The organism is Aeromonas sp. 602658 (assembly GCF_049173005.1).
GTDB classification, from domain to species: Bacteria; Pseudomonadota; Gammaproteobacteria; order Enterobacterales; family Aeromonadaceae; genus Aeromonas; species Aeromonas veronii_A.
The window spans coordinates 1-26,420 of sequence record NZ_JAAKRF010000021.1; the positions used below are offsets into that span (position 1 = coordinate 1).

A 26,420-nucleotide genomic window follows, 5' to 3' on the forward strand; every position below is an offset into this window, starting at 1 on the left:
ATGGTGGCATCCGCCACTGATTCCGGCAGATCCGGTACCTTGATCTCGATAGTCATCTAATCAGTTCCTTGTTACTTCTTGTTCAGGGCTTAGGCCAGAGTAAGGGCATCTTCCACCAAGGCTTTCTGCTGCTTGGCATGGACGGACATGTAACCAACCGCCGGTGAGGCGGACGCCGGACGACCGGCATAACGCAGGGTGGCTCCGGTCGGCAGCACGTCATCGTAGTTGTGACGGGTGCAGTACCAGGCGCCCTGGTTTTGCGGCTCTTCCTGACACCAGACAAAATCGGTGACGTGGCTGTAATCGGCCAGAATGGCGCGCACTTCCTCTTCCGGGAAGGGGTAGAGCTGTTCGATACGCACGATCGCCACATCCTTCTGCTCCGCCTTGCGACGGGCTTCGAGCAGGTCGTAGTAGACCTTGCCGGAACAGAAGACCACCCGCTTGACCGCTTTCGGATCCAGCGCGTCGATCTCGCCAATGGCGTTCTGGAAGGTGCCTTCCGCCAGCTCTTCGAGCTTGCTCACCGCCAGCGGGTGGCGCAGCAGGGATTTGGGCGTCATGACGATCAGCGGACGGCGCATCGGACGTACCACCTGACGACGCAGCATATGGAACACCTGCGCCGGGGTTGAGGGCACGCACACCTGCATGTTGTGCTGGGCGCACATCTGCAGATAACGCTCCAGACGGGCGGAGGAGTGCTCCGGGCCCTGCCCCTCGTAACCGTGCGGCAGCAACATGGTCAGGCCGCACATCCGGCCCCACTTCTGCTCACCGGAGGAGAGGAACTGATCCACCACTACCTGGGCACAGTTGGCGAAATCGCCGAACTGGGCTTCCCATATGGTGAGGCCAGCCGGCTCGGCGCTGGCGTAACCATATTCAAAGGCCAGTACCGCGTTCTCGGTCAGCACAGAGTCATACACCTCGAACGGGCCTTGCTCGTCGTGCAGGTTGCACAGCGGGGTGTAGGTGCTGGCATCGGTCTGGCTGTGCAGCACGGCGTGGCGGTGGAAGAAGGTGCCACGGCCGGAGTCTTCACCGGTAAAGCGGATGCGGGAACCCTTGTCCACCAGAGTGGCGTAGGCCAGGGTCTCGGCAAAGCCCCAATCCACCAGCTTCTCGCCCGCTGCCATCAGACGGCGGTCTTCGTAAATCTTCTCAACCTGACGCTGCAGCACGTGGGTTGCCGGATACTGGCTCACCCGCTCGCCGAGGCTCTTGAGGTGATCCATCGGCACGGCACTCTCATAGGCCATGTTCCAGTCGTGGCCCAGATACGGCGTCCAGTCGACGGAGTGTAGCTCCATCGGCCGCCACTCCTTGCTCACCCGCTCACCGCGATCCAGCGCTTCACGATACTCGTTGACCAGTTCGGTCGCCCGCTCCTGAGCGAGGCTCCCCTCGGCCACCAGCTGATCGGCGTAGATCTTGCGCGGGGTCGGGTGCTGCTTGATCTTCTGGTACATCAAAGGCTGGGTCGCGCTCGGTTCGTCCGCTTCGTTGTGACCGTGACGACGGTAGCAGACCAGTTCGATCACCACGTCGCGTTTGAAGGTGTTGCGGTAATCCAGTGCAATCTGGGTCACCAGCACCACGGCTTCCGGATCATCCCCGTTGACGTGCAGCACCGGCGCCTGCACCGCCTTGGCGATGTCGGTGCAATATTCGGTGGAGCGCAGGTCACGGATATAGGAGGTGGTGAAACCAACCTGGTTGTTGATGACGATGCGCACCGTCCCGCCCACGCCATAGGCACGGGTCTGGGACATGTTGAAGGTCTCGGCCACCACGCCCTGACCGGCCATGGCCGAGTCACCGTGAATGGTGATGGGCAACACGCTGGAGCCATCCTTGTCACCGCGACGATCCATGCGGGCACGGACCGAGCCGATGACCACGGGGTTGACGATCTCGAGGTGGGAGGGGTTGAAGGCGAGCGCCAGATGGACGTTGCCACCCGGGGTGGCGAAGTCGGAGGAGAAGCCCATGTGGTACTTCACATCACCGGTACCCCAGGATTCGCCATGCTTGCCTGCAAACTCGTCGAACAGATCCTGAGTGCGCTTGCCCAGCACGTTGATCAGCACGTTGAGGCGACCGCGGTGGGCCATACCGATAACGGCCTCTTTGCAGCCCTGCTCACCGGCGCGACGGATCAGCTCCTTGAGCATGGGGATCATGGCGTCGCCCCCTTCCAGCGAGAAGCGCTTGGCTCCCGGGAACTTGGCACCCAGATATTTCTCCAGCCCTTCGGCGGCGGTCAGGCTCTCGAGGAAACGGGTCTTCTCTTCGAGGGTGTAGCTCCCCTTCCCTTCAATGGATTCGAGGCGCTGTTGCAGCCAGCGCTTCTCTTCCGTGGAGGTGAGGTGCATGTAGTCGGCGCCTATGCTGCCGCAATAGGTCTTCTTCAGTGAGGCGTAGAGGTCGGAGAGCACCATGGTCTCGCGACCGATGGCGTAGGAGCCCACATTAAAGGTGGCCTCCATATCTGCGCCCTGCAGGTTGTGGAACGCAGGATCCAGTTCGGCAACGGTTTCACGCTGCCACAGGCCCAGCGGGTCCAGATTGGCATTCTGGTGACCACGGAAACGGAAGGCATTGATCAACTGCAATACCCGCACCTGCTTGGCATCCACTTGCGGATCGGAGACGGGGGCACTGTAGCGAGAGGGATCCTTGGCCAGACGACGGAAATAATCGCGGACCTGGGAGTGGGGTTGTTCGACCGCATGGCCATTGACCTGGGGCAGCTCGCTAAAGAGGCTGCGCCACTCATCGGATACGGAGTCAGGATTTTCCAGGAAGGATTCGTACAAATCCTCGATATAGCTTGCATTCGCACCAGCCAGGTGAGATGACTCCAACCAGGCCTTCATCACGCCGTTATGCATTTCTATCCCTTGTACTTCTTGTTACTGCTGCGCAGCTTGTAGGGGTCAAATAGCCATCCTGCCACGGGTCGGATGGCTATCCAGAGGTCGGGCCAGCACCTGGCCGGCCCTGATACTAAACAGCCCGATTGAGCAACATCGACTTGATCTGGCCAATCGCCTTGGTCGGATTCAAGCCTTTCGGACAGACGTTCACGCAGTTCATGATGCCATGGCAGCGGAACACGCTGAATGCGTCGTCCAGATTCCCCAGTCGTTCGGTGGTCGCGGTGTCGCGGCTGTCAGCCAGCCAGCGGTAGGCGGCGAGCAGCCCGGCCGGACCGATGAACTTGTCGGGATTCCACCAGAAGGAGGGGCACGAAGTGGAGCAGCAGGCACAGAGAATGCACTCGTACAGGCCGTCAAGCTTGGCGCGCTCTTCGGGGGATTGCAGGTGCTCACGCACCGGCGGCAACTTGTCATCATTGATGAGGAAGGGTTTGACCTTCTCCCACTGGGTGTAGAACTGGGTCATGTCGATCACCAGATCACGGATCACCGGCAGGCCGGGCAAGGGGCGGATAACGACGTTATTGCCCTTCTTCAGCAGGTCGGAGAGCGGGGTGATACAGGCAAGACCGTTCTTGCCATTCATGTTGAGACCGTCTGATCCACAGACCCCTTCGCGGCAAGAGCGGCGGAAGGCGAGCGTGGGATCCAGCTCTTTCAACTGGATCAGTGCGTCGAGCACCATCATGTCGGAACCTTCAGGAATATCAAGACGATATTCCTTCATATGGGGGACGTTATCAACATCCGGATTGTATCTGTAGACAGAGAATGTGACGTTCATAGGGCTGGCTCCGCAATCAGTAAGTCCGGACCTTGGGCGGGAACGCCTCACGGGTCTTGGGTGACATGTTGACAGCGCGACGGGTCATGGACTCGGTGTCCGGATGATAGAGGCTGTGGCACAGCCAGTTCTCATCGTCGCGATCCGGGAAGTCGAAGCGGCAGTGAGCACCGCGACTCTCGGTACGGAAGTTGGCAGCTACCGCCGTGGCAAACGCCGTCTCCATCAGGTTGTCCAGCTCCAGACACTCGATGCGCTGGGTGTTGAACTCCTTGGAGGTGTCGTCCAGACGGGCTGACTTGAGGCGCTCACGGATAACCTTGAGCTCGGCCAACCCTTCTGCCATCGCCGCACCTTCGCGGAATACGGAGAAGTTGTTCTGCATGCAGCGCTGCAGGTCTTTGCGGATCTGCACCGGGTCTTCCCCGTCACGGCAATTTTCCCAGCGGTTGAAGCGAGCCAATGCGGCATCCAGATCCGATTCGGAAGCATCGCGGCCGTGATCCATCTCGCCCAGGGTGTTGACCAGATGCATGCCGGCCGCGCGGCCGAACACCACCAGATCCAGCAGGGAGTTGCCGCCCAGACGGTTAGCGCCGTGCACCGAGACGCAGGCAATCTCGCCCACCGCAAACAGACCGACTACCGGCACGTCGTTGCCATTCTTGTCCTGGGTCAGGCACTGGCCATTCACGTTGGTCGGCACGCCGCCCATCATGTAGTGGCAGGTCGGGATGATCGGGATCGGCTCTTTGACCGGGTCCACGTGGGCGAAGGTGCGAGAGAGCTCGCAGATCCCCGGCAGACGGGATTCCAGCACCTCTTTGCCAAGGTGATCCAGCTTGAGCTTGATGTGCGGGCCCCAAGGACCGTCGCAACCACGGCCTTCGCGGATCTCGATCATGATGGAGCGGGCCACCACATCTCGACCGGCCAAGTCCTTGGCGTTCGGGGCATAACGCTCCATGAAGCGCTCGCCATCTTTATTGAGCAGATAGCCGCCTTCACCACGGCAGCCTTCAGTTACAAGCACCCCTGCCCCGGCGATACCGGTCGGGTGGAACTGCCACATCTCCATGTCCTGCACGCCGACCCCGGCACGCAGCGCCATGCCGACGCCGTCACCTGTGTTGATGTGGGCGTTGGTGGTGGACTGGTAGATGCGACCGGCGCCGCCGGTGGCCAGCACGGTGGCCTTGGCCTTGAAGTAGACCACTTCACCGCTCTCCATGTCGATGGCGGTACAACCCACCACGTGGCCGTCCTGGTTCTTCACCAGATCCAGCGCATACCACTCGGAGAAGACGGTGGTCTTGTTCTTGACGTTCTGTTGGTAGAGGGTGTGCAGCAGGGCGTGGCCGGTACGGTCGGCAGCAGCCGCAGTACGGGCAGCCTGCTCGCCACCGAAATTCTTGGACTGACCACCAAACGGACGCTGGTAGACAGTGCCGTTGTCGAAACGGGAGAAGGGCAAGCCCATGTTCTCCAGCTCATAGATGGCTTCGGGGCCGGTCTTGCACATGTACTCGATGGCCTCCTGATCACCGATGTAATCGGAGCCTTTTACGGTGTCATACATGTGCCACTGCCAGTTGTCGTCGTGGGCATTGCCCAGCGCAACCGTGATGCCGCCCTGGGCGGAGACAGTGTGAGAACGGGTCGGGAAGACCTTGGACAACAGAGCGCAGCTCTTGCCGGACTGGGCAATCTGCAGCGCGGCGCGCATGCCGGCACCACCGGCACCAATCACGACCGCATCAAATTCACGAGTTGGAATAGTCACCTTACACACCCCACAGCACGACGAAACCCGTCATCAGATAGACAAACAGCACCACGACCAGGGCAAATTGCAGCGCCCCGCGCAGCCCTACCGGCTTGATATAGTCGGTCAACACCTGCCACAGACCGATCCAGGCATGGATCAGTACGCAGAGCAGGGCCAACAGGGTGAATACCTTGGTGAAGGTATTGGCGAAGAAACCTGTCCACACCTCAAAGGTGATGTCGTTGAACGCGACAAAACTCACCAGATAGAGGACATAGCAGGTCATGATGAGGGCGGTGGCGCGGATCAGGATGTAATCGTGAACGCCGCTGCGCCCGAAAGTTGCAGAATTGGTTACCATACAAGCACTCCCGCCAATACAGCCAGGATCGCGGTGATCACGAAGGCCACACGGGCACTCTGATTACCGGATTCCAGCTCTTCCCAATAGCCCATGTCCATGACCAGATGACGCAAACCGCCCACAATGTGGTAAGCCAGCGCAGTCAGGATCCCCCACAGCACGAGTTTGACCAGGAAGTTGTCCATGATGGCAACCACGGTTGCAAACCCTTCGGGAGAGGCGAGTGAAGTGCCAAGCATCCACAGCAAGATGCCCAGTGCCACAAAGGTAATAACCCCTGAAACACGGTGCAGGATGGAGGCGATGGCAGTGACAGGAAAGCTGATCGTTTGTAGGTCGAGGTTGACCGGTCTCGGTTTGTTTTTCACGCTTGCCCACTCAGCTCTATTGAGCACGTTAGTTATTGTTTTAACTCACATTTGAGGGCACGGGATGGTGATTGTTGGCTATTTGTTACCAAAACACTCTGAAAAAGCCAAAACGCGAATTTTCTGTTTCACATCAGGCTTTGCTAAAGCGTTTCAAACACCAGCAGCCATGACCCACGTGGCGCAGTATATCGACGGCCTTAACCGAAGACAATCAAACAGCTACAAAGAAAACACAAAACCGCAAACTTGATCGCATATTTAATTTAACATTCCGTTAATGCCTTTAATGCCGCCCCAGCAAAATTGACATTGATAGGGAACTCTGTTTCAAATAGGGCGCTCCAGCCACCTCGGTATGGGTAACAACCTTTGCCAGCGTCATAAAAGTCGTAATAGAGTAGGACTGGAACCAAATTATAAAGAGCAAAGGAGACGTGCTATGGCTGATAAGATAGCCACCCTACACCTGCCCGGGAAAGATCCGGTTGAACTGCCGATCCTTTCTGGAACCGTTGGACCGGATGTTGTCGATGTTAGAAAGCTGGGTGGGCAAGGGTATTTCACCTTTGACCCGGGCTTTATGGCGACCGGTTCTTGCAAATCTGCCATCACCTACATTGACGGGGATCAGGGTGTCTTGCTGCACCGTGGCTACCCCATCGCCCAGTTGGCCAAAGAGTCCAACTACCTCGAAGTCTGCTATATCCTGCTCTACGGCGAGGCGCCCACCAAGGCACAGTTTGCCGATTTCCAGCGTACCGTGACCCGCCATACCATGGTGCACGAGCAGATTGCCTTTTTCTTCCGCGGCTTCCGTCGTGACTCCCACCCCATGGCCATCATGTGTGGTGTGGTGGGCGCACTCTCTGCCTTCTATCACGACGCCCTGGACATCAACAACGAACAGCACCGCGAGATCTGCGCCTTCCGCCTCATCTCCAAGATGCCGACCCTGGCGGCCATGTGTTACAAGTACTCCATCGGCCAGCCGTTCATGCATCCGCGCAACGCCCTCTCCTATGCAGGCAACTTCCTGCATATGATGTTTGCGGTACCGACCGAGGAGTACAAGGTCAATCCGGTGGTCGAACGCGCCATGGACCGCATCTTTACCCTGCATGCGGATCACGAACAGAACGCCTCCACCTCAACCGTCCGTCTGGCTGGCTCCTCCGGTGCCAACCCGTTTGCCTGTATCGCCGCAGGTATCGCCTCCCTGTGGGGTCCGGCCCATGGTGGTGCCAACGAAGCCTGCCTGCGCATGCTGGAGGAAGTAGGCTCGGTGGATCGCATCCCCGAGTACATCGCCAAGGCCAAGGACAAGAACGATCCGTTCCGTCTGATGGGCTTTGGTCACCGTGTCTACAAGAACCATGACCCTCGTGCCACCGTGATGCGCGAAACCTGCCACGAAGTACTGACCGAGCTGCAGATCAAGGATCCGCTGCTGGACGTGGCCATGGAGCTGGAGCGCATCGCGCTCTCCGACCCCTACTTCATCGAGAAGAAACTCTACCCGAACGTGGACTTCTACTCCGGTATCATCATGAAGGCGATCGGTATCCCGATGAACATGTTCACCGTGATCTTCGCCATCTCCCGTACCATCGGCTGGATTGCCCACTGGAACGAGTTCCACTCCGATCCGGATAGCAAGATCGGCCGCCCGCGCCAGCTCTACGTGGGCCACCCGCAACGGGACTTCACGCCGCTTGATCAACGCTAATGAACTGAATCAACATGGTTTGTTACAAAGGCGGTCATTGACCGCCTTTTTGTTTGCCGCTTTAATGCCCTTTTCAGCTCAAGGAGCCCTTATGAAACCTCTGCTTGCCAACGCCGTCCTGCTGCTCACCGCCTGTCAGGGCACCACGGTCCAACAGGGTGAGACCCTCTATATCAACAGCCAGCTGGTCGATTGCGTCGGGGTTGGCCCGATGCAGTGCATGCAGGTTCGCAGTGATGAGCAGCAGCCCTGGACGCTGTTCTACCAGCAGATAGAGGGCTTCCAGTTCGAGCCGGGCTACGGCTATCAACTCATTGTCAGCAAAGAGCAGCTCACCGATGTGCCGGCCGATGCCCCCTCCCTGCGGTATAGGCTGATCAAAGTAGTGAACAAGGTCGCCAGCAAGTAACAAGATCAAAAAACGGGGGATGGCTGATGCCATCCCCCGTTGCTTTATGAGGACTGCGCCTCATCAGGCACGATCAGGTCGGCACCAGTGCCATATGCAGCAGCGGATAGGGCTTGCCCTGACCATCCAGCGGCGAGCGCCCCGCCACGGCGAACCCCATCTTTTGGTAGAAGCCCGCCGCCTGCTCATTCTGTTCGTTGACGTCAACCAGCGTCGCGCCGCACTGGCTGATGGCATGTTCCACCAGCCGGCGACCCACGCCACTGCCGCGTACGGCTGGCGCCACAAACAGCATCTCTATCTTGCCATCACATAGCCCGCAAAAACCGGCGATGCGCCCCTCCTCCGTCCGGGCACAGTGCAGTGTCACCGCATCGAAGTAGTGCTCCAGAATAAGCGGTTTGAGCGCGAGGATCTCGGCCTCGGGCAGGAAGTGGTGGGTCGCCCACACCGAGGCTTCCCACTGCGCGATCAGGGCCGGATAATCGGCCCGCGTTGCAGTATCAATCTTCATCCATGACTCTTTGTTGCAGCCCGCAGGATGGCTGTGGCCTCCCTGCAGGCCAACCTGATTAGCGCGCCTGCACCGCTTGCAGCAGCACCGACACATCGGCACCAAAACTGCGGGTACGGATCGCCTCGCGGATCTCCGCTTCGCTGTAGCGGCTGCCCGGATAGACCACCACGCAGGAGGTGTCGCCGGGCTTGAGGAAGTGGGTCTCGCCAAACGGGGTATAACGGGTGGCACCGATGCTGATGAGCGCATGGGGAGGATACCCCGCCTGCGCCAGCAGCCCCTGAATGTGCTCCGCCGGCCCTTCATCTTGCTGATGGTTGAACTTGTCGATGGCCCAGTCGAGCAGTTTGCCGTGGAAGTAGCTGTAGTCGATGGCGGCGCTGTCTACCCCGTAGGCGTGCAGCTCGCCATCGCGCTCCAGATAGCAGGCGATACGATAGTCATCGAGCTCGCAACCGGCGGCAAAACCGGAAAGCGGCAGCAGCTTGGCCGCCAGCCCCTTGCTCTCTTCGCCCCAGTTCTTCTTCTCGCTGATCTTCTTGGCGTTGGGACGGCGGATGGAACAGTCGTTATAGGCACCAAAGGCGCGGGGATGGATCGCCACCACCTGCTTGCCGGCATACTCCAGCTCGCACCAGAGGGCTACTTCCGGCTCGATCTGCACCTTCTCGTCACCGCTGACCGCCGCTTCCGGCAGGAAGATCGCCTTGTCGCTCAACGGGAATACCCCGAGCTGACCCGGATGGCCAGGCACAAAGAAGGGAAACAGCGCCTTGGGCGCCGTGGTGTCGCGCACGACTACCGCTACGAAGTCCGATGCTTCGCCCGCCTGCTCCAGATGACCGGCGAAATTGCCCGCGACCCCTAGTCCGATAAACTTGCTCTCTGCTGCTATCTGCATCTTGCTCACCTGCATCTTGCCCACGCAAGGTAGCAGGCCCGTCACCCACTACCGCTAAAGTGGCAAGATTAAACCACAAGGGCCCCGCCTTCGCCCAGTCCGGCCCTGTGGGGATGTGCGCCAGTGCGCTTTTTTAGGGACGAGAAGGCGTGGCGAACCAGCCATTGCGCACTCATTCGGCTACGCGGTGACCGCGCTGGAAACAGTGCGTTTCCGGCATCTCCCCTCTTTCTCCTTGGGACTCAACTTCATCTTTGTTAGGCTGCCGGCATGCAAAACAACTGTGCGCTTGAGTGCGCCACTGCTCATCACGGCAACCCCACTGGAGAGAAAACGGATGATCGACAAACTAGCCTGGCTCACCTTTAAAGATCAGCAGCTGCTCTGCGCCCGCTCCCACGGCAAGGACATCTATTACATCCCGGGCGGCAAACGCGAGCCGGGCGAGAGCGACGAGGCGGCGCTGATCCGCGAGATTGAGGAGGAGCTGGCTGTCACCCTGCAGCCCGATACCCTGCGCTTTGCCTGCGAGTTCAGCGCTCAGGCCGATGGCAAACCGGCAGGTGTCGAGGTGCGACTGCGCTGCTACACCGGCGAAGCGAGCGGCACCCCGATCGCCTCGGCAGAAATTGCCGAGCTGCGCTGGCTCGACAGCTCTCACCTCGATGAGCTCTCCCCCGTCTCTCGTCTGCTTTTTGCCTGGTTGGTTGAGCAAGGGTTGATCCACTGACTCCATAACCGGGAGCGATACAAACAAAAAAGAGGTGAGCCAATGGCTCACCTCTTTTGCTTCAGACATGGCAGCAATCAGGGCAGTATCACCGCTCGCACCTCCACCTTCGGCGAATCAAACGCATCTTGCGCGGCGATGAGTTGCAGCTCGTAAGCCTGCTGGCGCCAGGTCTCCTGCAGCACCGCATCCACCGAGGCGTTGGTGCGTTCGAACGCGCTGACCGCATCGTGACCAGCAAGCAAATTCGCCAGCATCAGGGCGCTGATAAGATCGCCAACCCCCACCGGCTGGCGGGCAAAGTCATAGAGCGGACGGGCAATCAGGTAATCCCCTTGCGGGGTCGCCAGCAGCATCTCGAAGCTGCTGGAGTCCTGCGCCGCACGACCGAGATGCTTGACCAGCACCAGCTTGACGCCGCGAGCCAGCAGCTGATGGGCAGCCGCGCGGGTCTGATCCAGATCAGCCAGATGGGTATCGCAGAGGGTCTCCAGCTCCAGCAGGTTGGGGGCCATCATGTCGGCCACCGGCAACGCCTGCTCGGTCAGGAAACGGGTGACGCCAGGAGCGACGATACATCCCTTCTCCGGGTGACCCATCACAGGGTCGCAGAAGTAGATGGCATCGGGGTTGGCCGCCTTGACAGCGTTGACCACGGTCAGGATCTCGTCCCCCTGCTCGGCGGAGCCAAGGTAGCCACTCAGCACGGCGTCACACTGGCTCAACACCTCGATATTGCCCAATCCTTTCACCAGCGCACTGATATGACCCGCCGGCATCGCCATCCCCTGCCACCCCTGGGCATATTGGGTGTGGTTGGAAAACTGCACCGTGTTGATGGGCCATACATCCATACCAAGGCGGCGCATGGGGAAGACGGCCGCGCTGTTGCCGGCACAACCAAAGACCACGTGGGACTGAATAGAGAGAACGGATTTCATCGGGAATACCACAGCAAAGGATCAGCAAGGTGGGCAATATATCGGATGAAGATAACGATGCGCCACCTTGGCGCGGGATGAACAGGCAATTTCCTGACTAAAGACAGGTTTTTTACGCCATTTGGCCCACATCAACAAGGTGAGCGGAGCCATGATGCGCCGCGTCCGTCCGTCACATCCCGTTGTACTCAACGCCATGACGGGCAAAGTGATAGACCCATCCCTCATCACACGGCATGTCACTGGGTGGCGAAATCAGCTCAGGCAACACAGTCACCTTGCCACCAGCGGCATATTGCAGCGCCATCAGGGCGCAGAGCGCCGCATCGTAGCGATCGGTGCCTGCCAGCACGCCCGCGGGCAGCAAGGCCGCCAGATCGGGCCGTGCCGGGGAGGCCTTGCCGCCCACTTTGGCCAATGCCGGATAGACCTCCAGCACGGCACGACTGGCCTTCGGGGCAACGGTCGGCACCAGTTGCAGATCCGAGAGCCGCGGCAGCATGGAGAGCGCCAGGGTGGCGTTGTTGCCGAGCCGGTCGAAGGTAGCCGAGAGCGGCTTCTTGCCGTACTGCTGATACAGCCAGCGCTCGCAGTCGCGATAGGCGTAGGGGTTGTCTATCTCCCGCTCGGGCACGGCGCAGCTGTGTGGTTGGCCGTTGAGCAGATCCCGCAAGACGCGGGGAAAAGCGAGTGGCGCATCGATACCGAGCGCCAGTTGCGGACAGGCTTCTACCTGCACCTGGGTCAGCTCGTTTTGCAGGGCGGGACGCAGCAGAGCGGCCAGATCCGGCGCCACCCGCGAGCTCAGGCGAAACAGCGGCGACACCCCGAGCCAGTGCAGGCGGTTGGATTCTGCCTGCCAGCCCACCACGGCCACCGCCTGGGCACTGCCCTGCCAGCCACGCACATCCCAGCCGATCCCGATTGCACTCATCTGTCCTGCCGTCATCAATTACCTCTGTTTGCCTGTCACAAGTTGCAAGAGGCACAGGGTAATCAGCAGAGGCCCTTAACGCAAAGCGAACCGCCCACTCAGAACGATTTCTGGAAGTTCACCAGTGGCAGAATGGGGAACACGCCGTTGGCGGCATAGTTGGCCAGCCCGATCTGCAAGCCGTCGAGGTGCTTGGTCGCATTGATAAAGCCAATCTGGAAGGTGGTACGCTCGGCATAGTTGACGAGGCCAACGTTGGCCAGCGCATTGCCCTTGGCGATATTGACCGCCCCCCAGTTAAGCCCCTGCACATTGTTGGTCAGGTTGACCAGCCCCAGATTGACGCCGGTATCCTGCCCTTCGTGCCAGTTGATGGCGTTGATGGCGACCCCGCCAAACTGGTGGCGCACCCGACCAGCACCCAGGAATACCCCGAGCTGCAGGCCGCTGAACTGATCCACATCGGAGAGGGCGAAGATCGGCAGATCAATACCCTTCACCTGCCCGGTCCGACCGTAGAGCAGCGAGGCGCGCGCTCCTTCCACCTGATGGGACGCGGGCAAATTGACCCCGGGCAGCGAGACCTGCACCGGAGTACTGGCCTGCGCGACACCGCACAGAGTCAGGGCGCTGCATGCCAGCAGCAGGCGGGAGAGTGTCATGGAAAGTTCCTTGGGCCATAGAGAGTGGCCCGATCCTAACAGTCAGGGGAGAGTGTGGGCACACCAGCAGGGACGAGGTGCGTCACGATACGTCACGGTTGGCCCTCTCACCTCTCCATCAGGACTTGCGAAAGCGCCACCTCAAGGACAATCGACCACTTTTTCGCAGCGAGTGGCCCCTCTTCCTTTCTTTGCCTGAGCGAACTGCCTAAAATAGTCGCCCTGCTGTATCCGGCATTCATCCATCTAGAGGATTTCCCATGGAGACGTTTCTGCTCGAAGGTCACCCCTTCGTTGCCTTGTGTGACCTTATCAAACATCAGGGGTGGGCCGATTGTGGCGGCGCCGCCAAAGCCCTCGTTGCCGAAGGGCTGGTCGAGGTGGACGGTCAGGTGGAGACCCGCAAGCGCTGCAAGATCGTGGCCGAACAGGTGGTCAACTTCAACGGCATGAAGGTCGTGGTGAAAGAGGGTGTCAGCCCGGAGATTGGCTAAACCCGTTTCGGGGAGCCACTCTCCGGCAACCCGCTAGCTGGCCTTGATCGATAGGGTCAGCACAAAACGCGCCATCGCCTCATCCCCGTTCAATGACGGGCAGGTGGCCACCACCCGGATGGGGCGATTAATGCGCTGACCGCTTGCCAACGATTCGTCGATCATGGCGTCAATCTCCTCCCCCGCTGCGCAGTCGAACTGCACATCCCCCTCCGGTCGTTTCAAAAACTCCCCCTGCACATCCTTGAAGGCGAAGTGCACCTTCTTGCGCCGCTGCCGCCCCTTCTCCATCACCAGTAGACCACCTACCAGATCGGCGCCGGTCGCCAGCGCGCCAAAATACATGCTGCCCAGGTGGTTGCGGGTACGCCAGCCAAGAGGAATGCGAATGCGCAGCGCTTTGGCGTTCATCTCTTCGATGATCGGGGCACAAAACCCGATGACGGGAATATAGCGCCAGGCAAACAGCCGAAGCGCCAGATTGGCTTTGAAGCGTTGCAAATCCATATGCGAACTGATCCGATGAGTTAATGTAAACAACATGTTGCCTGCATCTGCGCCATTCGACAAGCACAGGGATCACGGTTACGACCTTTGCCCAACGCAAAAAAACAGAGGGAACCGCACCGGTTCCCTCTTTTCGCTCATGTCGCTGTTACAGCAATGTGCCGCTCAGGCGCGCTTCTCTTCGAGCCAAGCCCCCTGACTCTGCATCTCGAACAGCTGGGCATAGTGACCGCCGAGGGCCATCAACTCATCATGGGTACCCCGCTCATTCACCTGACCGCGGGAGAGCAGCAGGATCTCGTCCGCATCGACGATGGTCGAGAGGCGGTGGGCGATGGCGATGGTAGTGCGACCACGACGGGCGGCAGAGATCGCCTGCGACAGCGCCAACTCGGTCTGGGAGTCCACGCTCGCCGTCGCTTCATCCAGAATGAGGATGCGCGGATCTCCCACCAGTGCACGGGCAAAGGAGAGCAGTTGCCGCTGACCGGCGGAGAGGTTCTTGCCACCCTCCTCCATCAGGGTGTTGATCCCCTGTGGCAGGCTGCGCACAAACTCGGCCAGCTGCACCTCGCTCAGCGCCTGCCAGAGCCGCGCGTCATCTATGCCGGCGCGACCGAGACGCAGGTTCTCCGCTAGGGTGCCGACAAAGATAAAAGGATCCTGCTGCACCAGCCCGATGCTGCGGCGCACCGCCGCCAGCGACAGGGTATCCAGTGCGTGATCATCGAAGCGGATCTGCCCCTGATCCAGCGGATAGAAGCCCATCAGCAGGCTGATAATGGTGGACTTGCCGCTGCCGGTATGGCCCACCAGCGCCAGCATCTGGCCCGGTTTTGCGGAAAAACTGACCTCCCGCAGCACCTGTTGCTCACCATCGTAGGAAAAGCTCACCCGCTCGAAACTGACCCGCCCTTCCAGCGGGCGCAGCTCGCCCTCGGTGCTCTCGCGGGTTTCATCGAGCAGGGCAAAGACCCGCTCCCCCGCCACCATCGCCTGCTGCAACTGGTTAAGCTGGTTGGTCATCTCGATGAGCGGCTCGATCATCCGGCCCAGATAGCTGATAAAGGCGTAGAGCACCCCTACCTGGATAGCACCCGCGTGGCTCCCCCCCTCATGGGCAAACAGCGCCAACAGGCCGATCAGCACCATCATGTAGAAGAGATCGATTAGCGGACGCAGCAAAATGCCGTTGATCTTGAGGCTCTTGATCCGTGCCGACCAGTGTTGCTGGTTCACCTCGGCAAAGGCGTTGGCAAAGTGGCGCTCCTGCACCATCGCCTGAATAACCGGCATCCCCTGCAGCGACTCGTTGAGGCGGCTGTTGATGTCGGAGAGCAGACTGCGGGTCGCTCGCACCACTGGCACGCTCAGTTTCTGGTAGAGCCACATCACCCCACCCACTGCGGGCAGCAACAGGGAGCAGACCAGCATCAGCCGCAGATCCAGCAGCGCCATCGAGATGAGGATGCCGCACAACAGCACCACCTTTTGCACCAGCAAGCCGATCACCTGCACATAGAGGTTCATGATCGCCTCGGTGTCGTTGGTGATGCGGGAAATCAGCGAGCCGGAGCGATGCTTGTCAAAGTAGCGGGCCGGCAAACGGATGGCGGTAGCAAATACCTGCTCGCGCAGGGTTTGCACCACCGCCTGAGCGATGCGATTGAAGCGCAAGGATTGCAAATAGAAACCCGCCGCCGACAGCACCTGCAAACCCAGATAGCCCGCTGCAATCAGTGCTATGGTGGGCAGCACGATATTGCGAGGCGCCAGATAGTCATCGATAAAGAGCTTGATCAGCAGCGGCCCGGCCACTTCGGCGCCGGTGGCAAGCAGCAAACAGATCCCCGCCTGAATAAGCCAGCGAGGATACTGGGCGCAGTAAGCGAGCAGTCGTTTAATGGTCGGATTCACAGGCTCTCCTCCACCGCTTCTTCGAGACGCTGATAACGCACCATATCTGCATACCAGCCATTGTGCGCCATCAGGGCACCATGATGACCCCGTTCGCTAACGGCCCCCTGCTCCAGCACCAGGATCTCGTCGGCCTGCTCCACCGCTGTCATGCGATGGCTGACCAGGATCAGGGTGCGACGATGGGCTTTGAGAGCGTGCAGAATTTGCTGCTCGGTGTGGGCATCCACCGCCGAGAGCGCATCATCGAGCACCAGAATGGGCGCATCCAGCAGCAGGGCGCGGGCAATGGCCAGCCGCTGTTTCTGGCCGCCGGAGAGGGTCACCCCTTTCTCCCCCACCTCGGTCTCATAGCCCTTGGGGAAACGCACGATATCATCGTGGACACAGGCAATGCGCGCCACCCGTTCGACCTCCTCGCGGCTCGCATCGGGTTTGCCCAGGGCAATATTGGCAGCGATGGTGGTGGAAAACAGGAATGGCTCCTGCGGCACATAGGCAAACTGGCTGCGCAGTGTGGCGAGCGGCAGCTGGTCAATCGGAACGCCACCCATGACAATCGAACCGTGAGTCGGATTGGCAAGGCGCATCAACAGCTTGAGCAGGGAGCTCTTGCCTGCCCCGGTGCGCCCCACCACCCCGAGCATCCCCCCTTGCTTGAGGGTAACGTCGATATCCGCAAGCAGGGTGCGCTGCTCAACTTGATAGCTCACCCCTTTGATCTGCAAAGGAAAGGCAGAGGTAAACGCGGCCGGCTGGGCGGGCTCTTCGATATCGCTGCGCTCCCCCAGCAGGCTTTCGATACGGGAGTAGGCGGCGCTGCCCCGCTCGATGATGTTGAACAGCCAGGCGATGGCAAACATCGGCCAGATCAGCTGGCCGAGGTACATGGTGAAGCTGGTGAGCTCACCCAGAGTCAGCTCATCGCGCAGCACCAGCACACTGCCCCCCGCCACCGCGAGGAAGTAGGAGCAACCGATACAGAGATAGATGACCGGATCGAACTTGGCATCGATGCGGGCCACCGCCATATTGCGCTCCCCCGCCTGTTTGGTCAGCTCGGCAAAGCCTTCATCTTCCAGCGATTCAACCGCATAGGATTTCAACACCCGCACGCCGGAAAGGGCCTCCTGGGTCTTGTTGTTGAGCCTGGAGAAGGCCCCTTGCGCCGCCTTGAACTGGGTGTAGATCTGGGTGCCGAAGCGGTTCATGAAATAGGCCATCACCGGCAGCGGCAGCAAGGAGACCAGCGTCAACTGCCAAGAGTACTGGCTGCACATGATGGAGAGCACCAATACCCCGACCATGATGGAGTCCACCAGGGTTAGCACCCCTTCGCCAGCGGTCATCTCCACAGCCTGAATGTCATTGGTGGCATGGGCCATCAAATCGCCAGTACGGTGGCGCTGATAAAAATCGGGGCTCATCCGGGTGAAATGGCTGAAAAGGCGATTGCGCAACACATAGGCCAGACGGTAAGAGGCACCAAACAGCATCACCCGCCAGACGTAGCGCAGCAGATAAATCAGCACACCCAGACCAAACAGCCCCGCCAGATAGCGCATCAGGGTACCATTGTCGAGACCGCCCTTGGTGATGCCATCCACCACCCAGCCCACCACTTTGGGCGGAATAACGGTCAACAGGGCCACCATCAGCAGCAGGGAGATGGCAGCCAGATAACGGGGCCACTGCTCCTTGAAAAACCAGCTCAATCGTAGAAATACGCTCACACCACCAACCTTTAGCGCTCTCTGCCCGTGACTGCTCCAAGGAGCGGCCATCAGAGAAGCCACGCAGAAATAGAAGAATGAAAACAATCGCCTCCGGCTGGAGGCGATTCGAACGAAAGCTCATCATATCCCGAACCAGGATGGTTGAGAATAATTACTATTTAATTCACTGTGACATGCGATCATCACCTGATGAATAGGGATTATACGAATTTTCATGCTGCTCACCGGTCAACAGGAAGTGTGACACCTCTTCCCGGGTCTGGCTGAAGACCTGTTGCAACTGCTCCAGATCCGCCTCGCTCAGCACCTCGTTTTGCCGCAGGCGCCACTCCAGCTCGCCAGCCACCAATTGCAGACGGGCCGCCGAGATATTGGCAGACACCCCCTTGAGGGTATGCAGCAGCTTGCTGGCCACCTCGGGCTGCTGACGGCGCAAGGCGGAACGGATCTCCCACAGATCGTCCTTGTGCTCCGACATAAACAGCTTGAACAGGATCTGCAATGCCTCCTTGTCCTGCTCCAGCCGCTTGAGGGCATCCTGCAGATCGAGGATCCCCATCATATCCGGCGGTTTCACCTCCATGATCCCCGCCTGCTCCACCCCTTGCGGCTTCACCCACTGCAGCAGGTTGTTGTAAAGATCCAGCTTGCTCACCGGCTTGGTGACGTAACCATTCATCCCCACCCCCAGGCAGCGCTCCTTGTCTCCATGCATGGCGCTGGCAGTGAGGGCTATGATGGGCACATCGTGCTTGTCGACCATTTTGCGGATCTGGCGGGTGGCATCGAGTCCGTCCAGCACCGGCATCTGCAGGTCCATCAGGATCACGTCAAAAGGCTGCTCGGCAACCCGCTCTACCGCCTCGCGACCATTGTTAACCACGCACACTACCGCATCGACCCGACGTAGATATTCGATGATGAGCTGCTGATTGACCCGGTTGTCTTCGGCCAACAGCACTCGGGTACCCTGCAACAGGGATTTGAAGTGCTGCTGATCCCCCTGAGCCTCTGCCTTGCGCAGATTGAGTTCATAAGAGCTGCCATTGAGCAACTCGTCCACCTTGGCCAGCAGGACATTCTCGGTCATCGGCTTGGGCAGAAAATGGGTCAGCCCCATGCTGTCCATCCGGGCGTGCAGCCCCTCTCTGGCCCAGGCGCTGATCATCAGGATGGGTATCCGCCGCCACTGGCTGTGCTGATACATCTCCAGCGCCAGATCGAGTCCATCCTCCTGCCCCATGCGCCAGTCGAGGATTGCCAACCGCAGATTGGGCCCCTCTTCACGCAATAATTGACGGGCACGGGAAAGGGAGTTGACCGGCAGCACTCGCACACCCGCCCGAGTCAGGATGTCCCGAGCCAGATCCAGCACCAGTTCGTTGTCATCCATCACCATCACCAGCGGCTGGTTTTCGAAGAAAACTTTCCGTCCAGCCACACCGTAGACCGCCTGCGCCATCGGGATATCGAACTTGAACAGAGAGCCGACGCCAGGCTTGCTCTCTACGGTGATCCGCCCCCCCATCAGCTCCACCAGCCGCTGGGAAATATTGAGCCCAAGACCCGAGCCGCCATATTTGCGGGTATTGCCCGCCTCCAGCTGGGTAAACGCCTGAAACAGTTGGGTCTGCTTCTCTTCGGCAATGCCGATGCCGGTATCGCGCACACTGAAGCGGATCCGCATTGGATGGGAGTTGGCCAGATCGATGGAGACTTCGACCTCACCACGTTCGGTGAATTTGATGGCATTGTTCACCAGATTGACCAGAACCTGCCCCAGCCGCAGAGGATCCCCACGCAAGAAGACAGGCACCTCCGGCGATTTGCGAATGATCACCTCCACATGTTTGCGCTCCGCCAGATCGGCAAACATGCCCGCCAGCGAGTCGAGCTGCTCGCTGAGATCGAAGTCGATCTCCTCCAACGTCAGCTTGCCGGACTCTACCTTGGTCAGATCGAGAATGTCGTTGATAAGCAGCAGCAAGGTATCTGATGAAGACTTTATCTTGCCCAGATAGTCCCGTTGTTGCTGATCCAGCTCGGTCTGCAGTGCCAGTGAGCTGAAACCGATGATGGCATTCATGGGGGTGCGGATCTCGTGGCTCATATTGGCCAGAAAATCGCTTTTCGCCTGTGCCAGCAAGGCCGTCTGACGGGACAACTCGCTCAACTTCTGATTACGACGCCATAGGGTATAGGCCACCAGCACAAAACTGATCAAGGCACCGCCAAGCACCATTAAATAGAAGCGGTTCAGCAATGATGAAGCCCGCTCCAGCTTATCCATCTTCCAGCGCACCAGGTTATCGCTCACCTGCATATCGATGAGACGATGGCGCAGGGTATGATAAGCCATCACCTGACGACTCAAATCCTTGCTCAGGTTAACCAAGGTGATCACCTCGGGTTGCGAGCCGTAATGGGAAGCAAGAGCACGCTGCAACAAGCTCAGCTGTTGCTGATACTGGTTATCGGCGCTGTGTTGCAAAAAATGGCTGAGTTGGGCCAACTCATTGAGATCACGATGCAAGAGGCTCTCTGCCGGCGTGATAGCGCGTACCTTCTCAAGCTGATGCTGAAAGGGTTGCACGATATATTCCACCGTCTTTTCCATGCTGTACAGTCTGGCCAGCTCCATCTGGTAGAGATCCAAATCCTGCAGCAACCTCTGTGAAAGAGGCGTTTGCTCAACCTCAGCATCACTACGAACCCTGTGAACAAAGCTATCGAGGATACCGGATAACTGGACGAGCCGTTGCTGAACATTGCTATCATTGGCACTCTCACGACCAAGCAGGTAAACACTGTCGGTGTTGATCCGGTTCAGCACTGCCTCCGCTGCCTGATTCAGGCTGTATGCACGCTGCTGTTGACTAAGCAGTTGCCAGCAAAGAACCGAGAAGCCGAGCAACAAGGCAGCAACAAGCAGCAGTACCACAGGGCTCTTCCGTGATCCTTTATTCATCCCGTTTTGACTCTCTACTTATAATGGCCGCTTAATTGTCCGGCTTGAGCAGAGCTCGGAGTGGAAGTGTCCACCCCAGCCGAGCGCTGTGTTAACGTTATTTCACTATTTTAACTCTGGCACTATTTTCATCACAGCCACCAGAACCGATCTTCAAGGAGACTATTATGTCATTTATCACTACTTATTGTAGCCACTGCTTTACAAGAAACCGCCTGCCCTCCACCCATGTAACCCACTCCGCCAAATGTGGGCACTGCAAGGCGTCCCTGTTCAGCCAAACCCCTTGCCTCGGGAAGGCGGATAACTTCGATACCCTGATCAACTCCGATATTCCGGTCGTTGTCGATTTTTGGGCCAGCTGGTGCGGCCCTTGCCAGCAGTTTGCTCCAGTATTTCATGATGTTGCCCATGAACTCGAACCACGGATGCGCTTTGTCAAAGTCGATACCGAGCAGCAGAGCACCATTGCCGCCCGTTACGCCATTCGCAGCATCCCCACCCTGATGGTCTTCAAACAGGGTAAAGTGGTGAACCAGATAAATGGATCCCTGCCCAAGAACATGTTCAAGCAGTGGCTGGAACAGTTCATGGATGTTTAACTTATGTTTCAGCAATGTTTGATTTATGTATTTATTTCCTCATTTTTATCAATGAGTGTGTGAGTAGAGACTGATTTTCAATATGTGAGCCTGTTTCAAACAAGTGAATGGATGTAATCTCGGCAACACAAAAACAACCATAAATTAACCGAGAGAACGATATGCACACATCGGCTGTACCCGCTACTCCATCTCGTTGGCTGGATATCAAGACCGGGATCGTGATCATGGATCTGCTCCTGCTATGCATCATGCTCGCTTGGCTCCCTTTTGATCCTATGGTCAACAAGGGGCTGGGCATTCTGGTCTTTATAGCTATTCTCTGGCTGACCGAAGCGGTCAACATCACTATCACCGCGATCTCCATCCCGGTACTTGCCACCCTGCTCGGGGTGTTTGATATGAGCAAGTCGTTGACCGACTTCGCAAACCCGGTGTTGTTCCTCTTCTTTGGCGGTTTTGCCCTGGCGGCAGCGCTATCCAAACAGGGGCTAGACACCCAGATTGCCGGTAAGGTGATGCAGCTCGCCAAGGGACACCTCGGCTGGGCTGCCATCGTACTCTTCAGTATTACTGCGGCACTCTCCATGTGGATCAGCAATACCGCTACCGCCGCCATGATGATGCCGCTGGCCCTTGGCATGCTCAAAGGTCTCGACATTCACAAGGAGCGCCGCACACTGGTCTTCGTATTGCTTGGTGTTGCCTACAGCGCCAGTATTGGCGGCATCGGCACCCTGGTAGGCAGCCCGCCCAATGCCATTGCGGCCGCCCAGATGGGGCTGGGCTTCACTGACTGGCTGAAATTTGGCATTCCTGTTGTCCTCATCTTCATGCCAGTAGGCATCGGGCTGCTCTATCTGGTAACCCGCCCCAACCTCTCACATCAGGTCAGCACAGAGCGAGTGACCATAGAGTGGACCGGCCAACGCAAGGTGACCATGCTGATATTTCTGACCACAGTGCTGTTGTGGATTGGCTCCCAGCCTATTGCCCAGGCGCTGGGAGGAATACCTCAATTTGATACACTGATCGCCATGGGAGCCATCATCGCCATCGCCGTCAGCCGGGTAGCTAGCTGGGATGACATCAACCAGAACACCGACTGGGGAGTACTGATGCTGTTTGGTGGCGGCTTGACCCTGAGCGCCATCCTTAAGCAGACCGGGGCCAACGCCTTCCTGGCGGAGCACCTATCCAACGGTCTGGCCACCATGCCGATCTTCGTCATCCTGCTCTGTCTTGCCACCTTCGTGGTGTTCCTGACCGAGCTGGTATCCAACACCGCTACCGCCGCTCTGCTGGTTCCACTGTTTGCCGGAGTCGCAGAGGCACTGGGAGTCTCTCCCATTGTCGTATCCGTGCTGATCGCTGTCGGTGCCTCCTGCGCTTTCATGCTGCCAGTGGCTACCCCGCCCAACGCCATTGTCTTCGCCAGCGGCCATATCCAGCAGCGTGAAATGATGCGGGCCGGCCTGGTGCTGAACCTGGTCTTCACCGTCATTTTGACCCTGCTTGCCTATTTTATGGGCGACATACTGCATTGATGGCTGGTGGCTCGCTCGCCGGGCTCCTCAATCAACACCAGGTTCCACCAAAGCCCCGTATCATCGGGGCTTTCTCTTTTCCTGCACCCCAACGGCCATCTGTCACATCCCTGACCATCGTCAGCTTGTGCCATGCGACAGCAGCGAGAGTACACATGATGATGACTTCAGACTTATGAGCGATACGGGTGCCATGAGATGAGGTGTTCCCGGGAAAGGCTGGTAATAACGACATTAAAATAATATGTGATGCCCTGTACATCTATCACAGATGATCAAGCTTTTTGCAAATGGTGTACAAATATTTACGAATCCAAGCAGCTATAAAAAAACCCCGCATAGCGGGGTTCTCATATTAAGAGGTGATCAACCGATGTTGCAGGGTTTCAGCTTCCAGATACGATCCACATAGTCCTGGATGGAACGGTCTGAGTTGAACTTACCCATGGTGGCCGAGTTGATGATAGCCTTCTTCGCCCACAGTGCCGGATCCCGATACCAGGTATCGATCAGCTTGTGTGCATCCGAGTAGGACTGGAAGTCCGCCAAGGTCAGGTAAGGGTCTCCCCCTTCCAGCAAAGAGCGCTTGATGGAGGCCAGCTCACCCGGACGACCCGGCGTGAAGTAGTCGGTATCAAACCAGTCCAGCACGGCCTTGAGCTCGGAGTTGGCATAGTAGAAGTCGTACGGATTATAACCGCGCGCCTTCAGCGACTTCACTTCGTCCACGTTCAGACCGAAGATGGCACAGTTTTCGGCCCCCGCCTCTTCGGCGATCTCGATGTTGGCTCCATCCAGCGTCCCGATGGTGATTGCACCGTTGAGTGCCATCTTCATGTTGCCGGTACCGGATGCTTCGTAACCAGCAGTAGAGATCTGCTCGGAGACATCTGCCGCCGGGATCAACTTCTCGGCCAGACTCACGCGGTAGTTCGGCATGAACACCACTTTCAGCTTGCCCTGGATACGAGCATCGTTGTTGACCCGATCCGCCAGCTTGTTGATGGCATAGATGATGTCTTTGGCCAGCTTGTAACCGGGCGCCGCTTTGGAGCCGAAGATAAACACACGCGGATGCATGTCATAGTCCGGGTTGGCCAGCAGACGACGATAGAGTGCCATGATGTGAATAAGGTTCAGTTGCTGGCGCTTGTACTCGTGCAGACGCTTGATCTGAACGTCAAAGATCGCCTCGGCACTGACATCGATACCGGTTTCGTTTTTGATGACCTTGACCAGCTTCTCTTTGTTATGACGTTTGATGGTCATGAACTGCTGCTGGAACGCCTTGTCGTCGGCAAATTTCACCACGCCACGCAGTTTGTCCAGTTGCAGCGGCCACTCCTTGCCCACCACTTCGTTGTAGAGACCCGCCAGCTCCGGGTTGCAGGCCAGCAGCCAGCGACGCGGGGTTACCCCGTTGGTCACGTTGCACATTTTTTCCGGCCACAGCTCGGCATACTCGGGGAAGAGATCTTCCTTCACCAGCTTGGAGTGGATCTCGGCCACACCGTTCACCTTGGACGAACCGATCACGCACAGGTTGCCCATGCGAACCTTGCGCACGGCCCCCTCTTCGATGATGGAGAGCTTGGCCTTGATGGCGTCGTTGCCCGGCCACTTGGGCTCCACCAACTCGTTCAGGAAGCGGGCGTTGATCTCGTAAATCACCTCCAGATGGCGAGGCAGTACTTTCTCGAACAGGCTGACCGACCACTTCTCCAGCGCTTCCGGCAGCAGAGTGTGGTTGGTATAAGAGAAGACCTGATAGCAGATGGCCCAAGCGGCATCCCAGTTCAGATCTTCCTCGTCAACCAGTACCCGCATCAGTTCCGGGATGGCGACAGTCGGGTGAGTATCGTTGAGCTGAATGGCAATTTGCGCGGCAAAGTTGCTGAAGTCGGCGCCATGCACCCGCTTGTAGCGGCGCATGATGTCCTTGATGGAGCAAGCACAGAAGAAGTACTGCTGGATCAGACGCAGCTCTTTACCGGCATCGGTCTCATCGTTCGGATAGAGTACCTTGGATATGGTCTCGGCCTGGGCTTTCTCAGCCTGGGAGTCGATGTAACCACCGGCGTTGAATACGTCCCAGTCGAAAAACTCGGAGGCGCGGGATTCCCACAAACGCAGGATGTTGACGGTGTGACCGCCAAAACCGACCACCGGAATATCCCAAGGCACCCCTTTAATCTTGCGACCGGCGTGCCACACCTTCTTCAGGCCGCCATTGTCACCAAACACGGTCTCGACGTAGCCATAGAGCGGCACTTCTTGCACCGACTCGGGACGGCAGATCTCCCAGGGGTTGCCATATTCACGCCAGGAGTCTGGGCGCTCAATCTGGCGACCATCCTGAATTTCCTGACGGAACAGACCGTGTTCGTAGTGGATACCGTAACCAACCGCCGGATAGTTCAGGGTGGCCAGCGAGTCGATAAAGCAGGCAGCCAGACGACCCAGGCCGCCGTTGCCAAGTGCCATATCCGGCTCTTGTTCGCACAGGTCGGTCAGTTCCAGGCCGAGTTCGCCCAGCGCCTCTTCGCAAGTCTTGTAGAGGGAGAGGTTGTGCAGGTTGTTGGAGGTCAATCTTCCCATCAGGAATTCAGCAGAGAGGTAGTGAATCGCACGAGTATCTTTCTTGAAATGAGTCTGCTGAGTGCGGGTCAGGCGCTCGTACACCTGTTCATTGACGGCCGCCGCAGTGGCTTTCCACCACGCTTCGGGAGAGGCTTTCTGTTCGCTTGTTCCCAAGGTAGAACGCAGGTGACGCACGATACTCGCCTTGAGCTGATCTTTATCCAGTTGGAGATCCTGGTCTGTCTTCTTCTTGGTAGCCATAAACCATATTCCTTCGTTACAAATAAAATTGTTATCCCGCTTGCGGGACCGGCGCTGTTGTTATCTCAAAATATGTACCGGCGTGAGAATACTAACTAAAGCGGCAGAATTAAAAGTTAACGCAAGTCACACTTTAACCGATAAAAACAGCCTGAAAAGCTTGAAAACCCTTTCCTTAAATTGATCGCACAAAAACAAACATTCCCTTTATTATCATAAGCTTAATGAAAAAATAAAAATATTCTGGCATGAATAGGTTTTCAGAGATTGCCAAGCCTTGAAAATCCCTGAAAATAGGCAGCAAGACGGCACATTGAAACCGGTTTCAATGTGCCTGAAAAATTACCGTATAAATATGAAGCAATCATTGCATCCTTAAAGATGTGCTTTGAACTGATTGCTCAATGGATCGTAATGGTACCCAATCTGATCCAGACGTCCTGCCAACTGCTCTTCACTCATATCGTAATAGGCCAGCAGCTCCTCCAACCCGTCACACTCAAGCCTTAGCTTCTCATTGATGATGCCCAGCAAGATGTTGGCATCAAGACGTTGCAAGGTACTGATATCCATGGCGGCACCTCCTGTAAATGACCTGTATAACCATGGGCGGTTACGCAAGGTTTGTCCATAGTACGAAAAACACCCAACCAGCTTTATATTAAATAGTGTTTAAAAACATAACCTTACTAACGACACATGCCAACACCATCACATTTTTCAGCAAAAACACCTTGTCACTGCCACAGGATA

The 26,420-nt window shown here is 57.9% G+C and carries 22 protein-coding genes; 6 read left to right on the forward strand and 16 right to left on the reverse strand.

The features are described from left to right. Positions 1-89 precede the first annotated feature (89 nt). The 5 genes from sucA to sdhC form a co-directional block, all read right to left on the reverse strand. Positions 90-2,900, reverse strand: coding sequence for a 2-oxoglutarate dehydrogenase E1 component (gene sucA, locus G5253_RS14325; RefSeq protein ID WP_266134843.1), 2,811 nt, complete (start codon positions 2,898-2,900; stop codon positions 90-92). Between the two features lie 115 nt (positions 2,901-3,015). After that, positions 3,016-3,732: a succinate dehydrogenase iron-sulfur subunit gene (locus G5253_RS14330; protein ID WP_005333549.1), complete on the reverse strand. Its 717-nt coding sequence runs from the start codon at positions 3,730-3,732 to the stop codon at positions 3,016-3,018. Positions 3,733-3,748: 16 nt separating this feature from the next. Next, positions 3,749-5,515 (reverse strand): succinate dehydrogenase flavoprotein subunit, encoded by a 1,767-nt coding sequence (sdhA, locus tag G5253_RS14335; RefSeq protein ID WP_041234283.1) that lies wholly within the window; start codon positions 5,513-5,515, stop codon positions 3,749-3,751. Between the two features lies 1 nt (position 5,516). Then, on the reverse strand, positions 5,517-5,861 hold the full coding sequence (gene sdhD / locus G5253_RS14340; protein ID WP_005346100.1) for a succinate dehydrogenase, hydrophobic membrane anchor protein: 345 nt from the start codon (positions 5,859-5,861) through the stop codon (positions 5,517-5,519). Beyond that, positions 5,855-6,232: a succinate dehydrogenase cytochrome b556 subunit gene (gene sdhC / locus G5253_RS14345; protein WP_266134842.1), complete on the reverse strand. Its 378-nt coding sequence runs from the start codon at positions 6,230-6,232 to the stop codon at positions 5,855-5,857. Before sdhC ends, sdhD begins: the two co-directional genes overlap by 7 nt. A 442-nt stretch (positions 6,233-6,674) precedes the next feature. Between sdhC and G5253_RS14350 the strand changes: the two genes are divergently transcribed. Together G5253_RS14350 and G5253_RS14355 are read left to right on the forward strand one after the other, a co-directional pair. Beyond that, positions 6,675-7,961 carry a citrate synthase gene (locus G5253_RS14350; protein WP_005346116.1) on the forward strand — a complete coding sequence of 429 codons (1,287 nt, stop codon included), beginning with the start codon at positions 6,675-6,677 and terminating at the stop codon, positions 7,959-7,961. 91 nt (positions 7,962-8,052) lie between these two features. Next, a complete protein-coding gene (locus G5253_RS14355) occupies positions 8,053-8,370 on the forward strand; it encodes a DUF4377 domain-containing protein (RefSeq protein WP_266134841.1) in 318 nt (105 codons plus the stop codon). Positions 8,371-8,443: 73 nt separating this feature from the next. Here G5253_RS14355 and G5253_RS14360 read toward each other — a convergent pair whose 3' ends face one another. Continuing rightward, positions 8,444-8,884 (reverse strand): acetyltransferase, encoded by a 441-nt coding sequence (locus tag G5253_RS14360; RefSeq protein ID WP_266134840.1) that lies wholly within the window; start codon positions 8,882-8,884, stop codon positions 8,444-8,446. A gap of 58 nt (positions 8,885-8,942) precedes the next feature. Next, positions 8,943-9,788, reverse strand: coding sequence for a DUF5718 family protein (locus tag G5253_RS14365; RefSeq protein ID WP_266134839.1), 846 nt, complete (start codon positions 9,786-9,788; stop codon positions 8,943-8,945). 337 nt (positions 9,789-10,125) lie between these two features. On the opposite strand from G5253_RS14365, the gene G5253_RS14370 reads away from it, so the two are divergent. Beyond that, positions 10,126-10,518: an NUDIX hydrolase gene (locus G5253_RS14370; protein ID WP_266134838.1), complete on the forward strand. Its 393-nt coding sequence runs from the start codon at positions 10,126-10,128 to the stop codon at positions 10,516-10,518. Between the two features lie 77 nt (positions 10,519-10,595). On the opposite strand, the gene pdxY is transcribed toward G5253_RS14370, so the two are convergent. From pdxY to G5253_RS14385, 3 genes are all read right to left on the reverse strand, one after another. Then, the gene (pdxY, locus tag G5253_RS14375; protein ID WP_266134837.1) at positions 10,596-11,459 is read right to left on the reverse strand and encodes a pyridoxal kinase PdxY; all 864 of its coding nucleotides are present in this window, start codon (positions 11,457-11,459) and stop codon (positions 10,596-10,598) included. Positions 11,460-11,631: 172 nt separating this feature from the next. Next, positions 11,632-12,408: a DUF429 domain-containing protein gene (locus G5253_RS14380; protein ID WP_266134836.1), complete on the reverse strand. Its 777-nt coding sequence runs from the start codon at positions 12,406-12,408 to the stop codon at positions 11,632-11,634. 83 nt (positions 12,409-12,491) lie between these two features. Beyond that, complete coding sequence (locus G5253_RS14385) at positions 12,492-13,055, reverse strand: VC2662 family protein (RefSeq protein ID WP_107684906.1); 564 nt, start codon at positions 13,053-13,055, stop codon at positions 12,492-12,494. 260 nt (positions 13,056-13,315) lie between these two features. Between G5253_RS14385 and ybcJ the strand changes: the two genes are divergently transcribed. Next, positions 13,316-13,549 (forward strand): ribosome-associated protein YbcJ, encoded by a 234-nt coding sequence (gene ybcJ / locus G5253_RS14390; protein WP_005361116.1) that lies wholly within the window; start codon positions 13,316-13,318, stop codon positions 13,547-13,549. Between the two features lie 33 nt (positions 13,550-13,582). Here ybcJ and G5253_RS14395 read toward each other — a convergent pair whose 3' ends face one another. The 4 genes from G5253_RS14395 to G5253_RS14410 all read right to left on the reverse strand — a co-directional run bounded on the left by G5253_RS14395 (position 13,583) and on the right by G5253_RS14410 (position 20,677). Continuing rightward, entirely contained in the window at positions 13,583-14,056 is a 474-nt protein-coding gene (locus G5253_RS14395) for a DUF4442 domain-containing protein (RefSeq protein WP_005352552.1), read from the reverse strand. Between the two features lie 165 nt (positions 14,057-14,221). Beyond that, positions 14,222-15,973 carry an ABC transporter transmembrane domain-containing protein gene (locus G5253_RS14400; protein ID WP_266134835.1) on the reverse strand — a complete coding sequence of 584 codons (1,752 nt, stop codon included), beginning with the start codon at positions 15,971-15,973 and terminating at the stop codon, positions 14,222-14,224. Then, positions 15,970-17,706, reverse strand: coding sequence for an ABC transporter transmembrane domain-containing protein (locus G5253_RS14405; RefSeq protein WP_266134834.1), 1,737 nt, complete (start codon positions 17,704-17,706; stop codon positions 15,970-15,972). Before G5253_RS14405 ends, G5253_RS14400 begins: the two co-directional genes overlap by 4 nt. Positions 17,707-17,872: 166 nt before the next feature. Then, entirely contained in the window at positions 17,873-20,677 is a 2,805-nt protein-coding gene (locus G5253_RS14410) for a response regulator (protein WP_266134833.1), read from the reverse strand. Between the two features lie 167 nt (positions 20,678-20,844). On the opposite strand from G5253_RS14410, the gene trxC reads away from it, so the two are divergent. Further along, positions 20,845-21,279 (forward strand): thioredoxin TrxC, encoded by a 435-nt coding sequence (trxC, locus tag G5253_RS14415; RefSeq protein WP_216978913.1) that lies wholly within the window; start codon positions 20,845-20,847, stop codon positions 21,277-21,279. Between the two features lie 161 nt (positions 21,280-21,440). Then, positions 21,441-22,826: an SLC13 family permease gene (locus tag G5253_RS14420; protein WP_266134832.1), complete on the forward strand. Its 1,386-nt coding sequence runs from the start codon at positions 21,441-21,443 to the stop codon at positions 22,824-22,826. A 366-nt stretch (positions 22,827-23,192) separates the two neighbouring features. Here G5253_RS14420 and G5253_RS14425 read toward each other — a convergent pair whose 3' ends face one another. Together G5253_RS14425 and G5253_RS14430 are read right to left on the reverse strand one after the other, a co-directional pair. Further along, positions 23,193-25,667: a glycogen/starch/alpha-glucan phosphorylase gene (locus G5253_RS14425; protein WP_266134831.1), complete on the reverse strand. Its 2,475-nt coding sequence runs from the start codon at positions 25,665-25,667 to the stop codon at positions 23,193-23,195. Between the two features lie 375 nt (positions 25,668-26,042). Then, positions 26,043-26,240, reverse strand: coding sequence for a DUF4250 domain-containing protein (locus tag G5253_RS14430; RefSeq protein ID WP_005333612.1), 198 nt, complete (start codon positions 26,238-26,240; stop codon positions 26,043-26,045). Between the last annotated feature and the right edge of the window lie 180 nt (positions 26,241-26,420).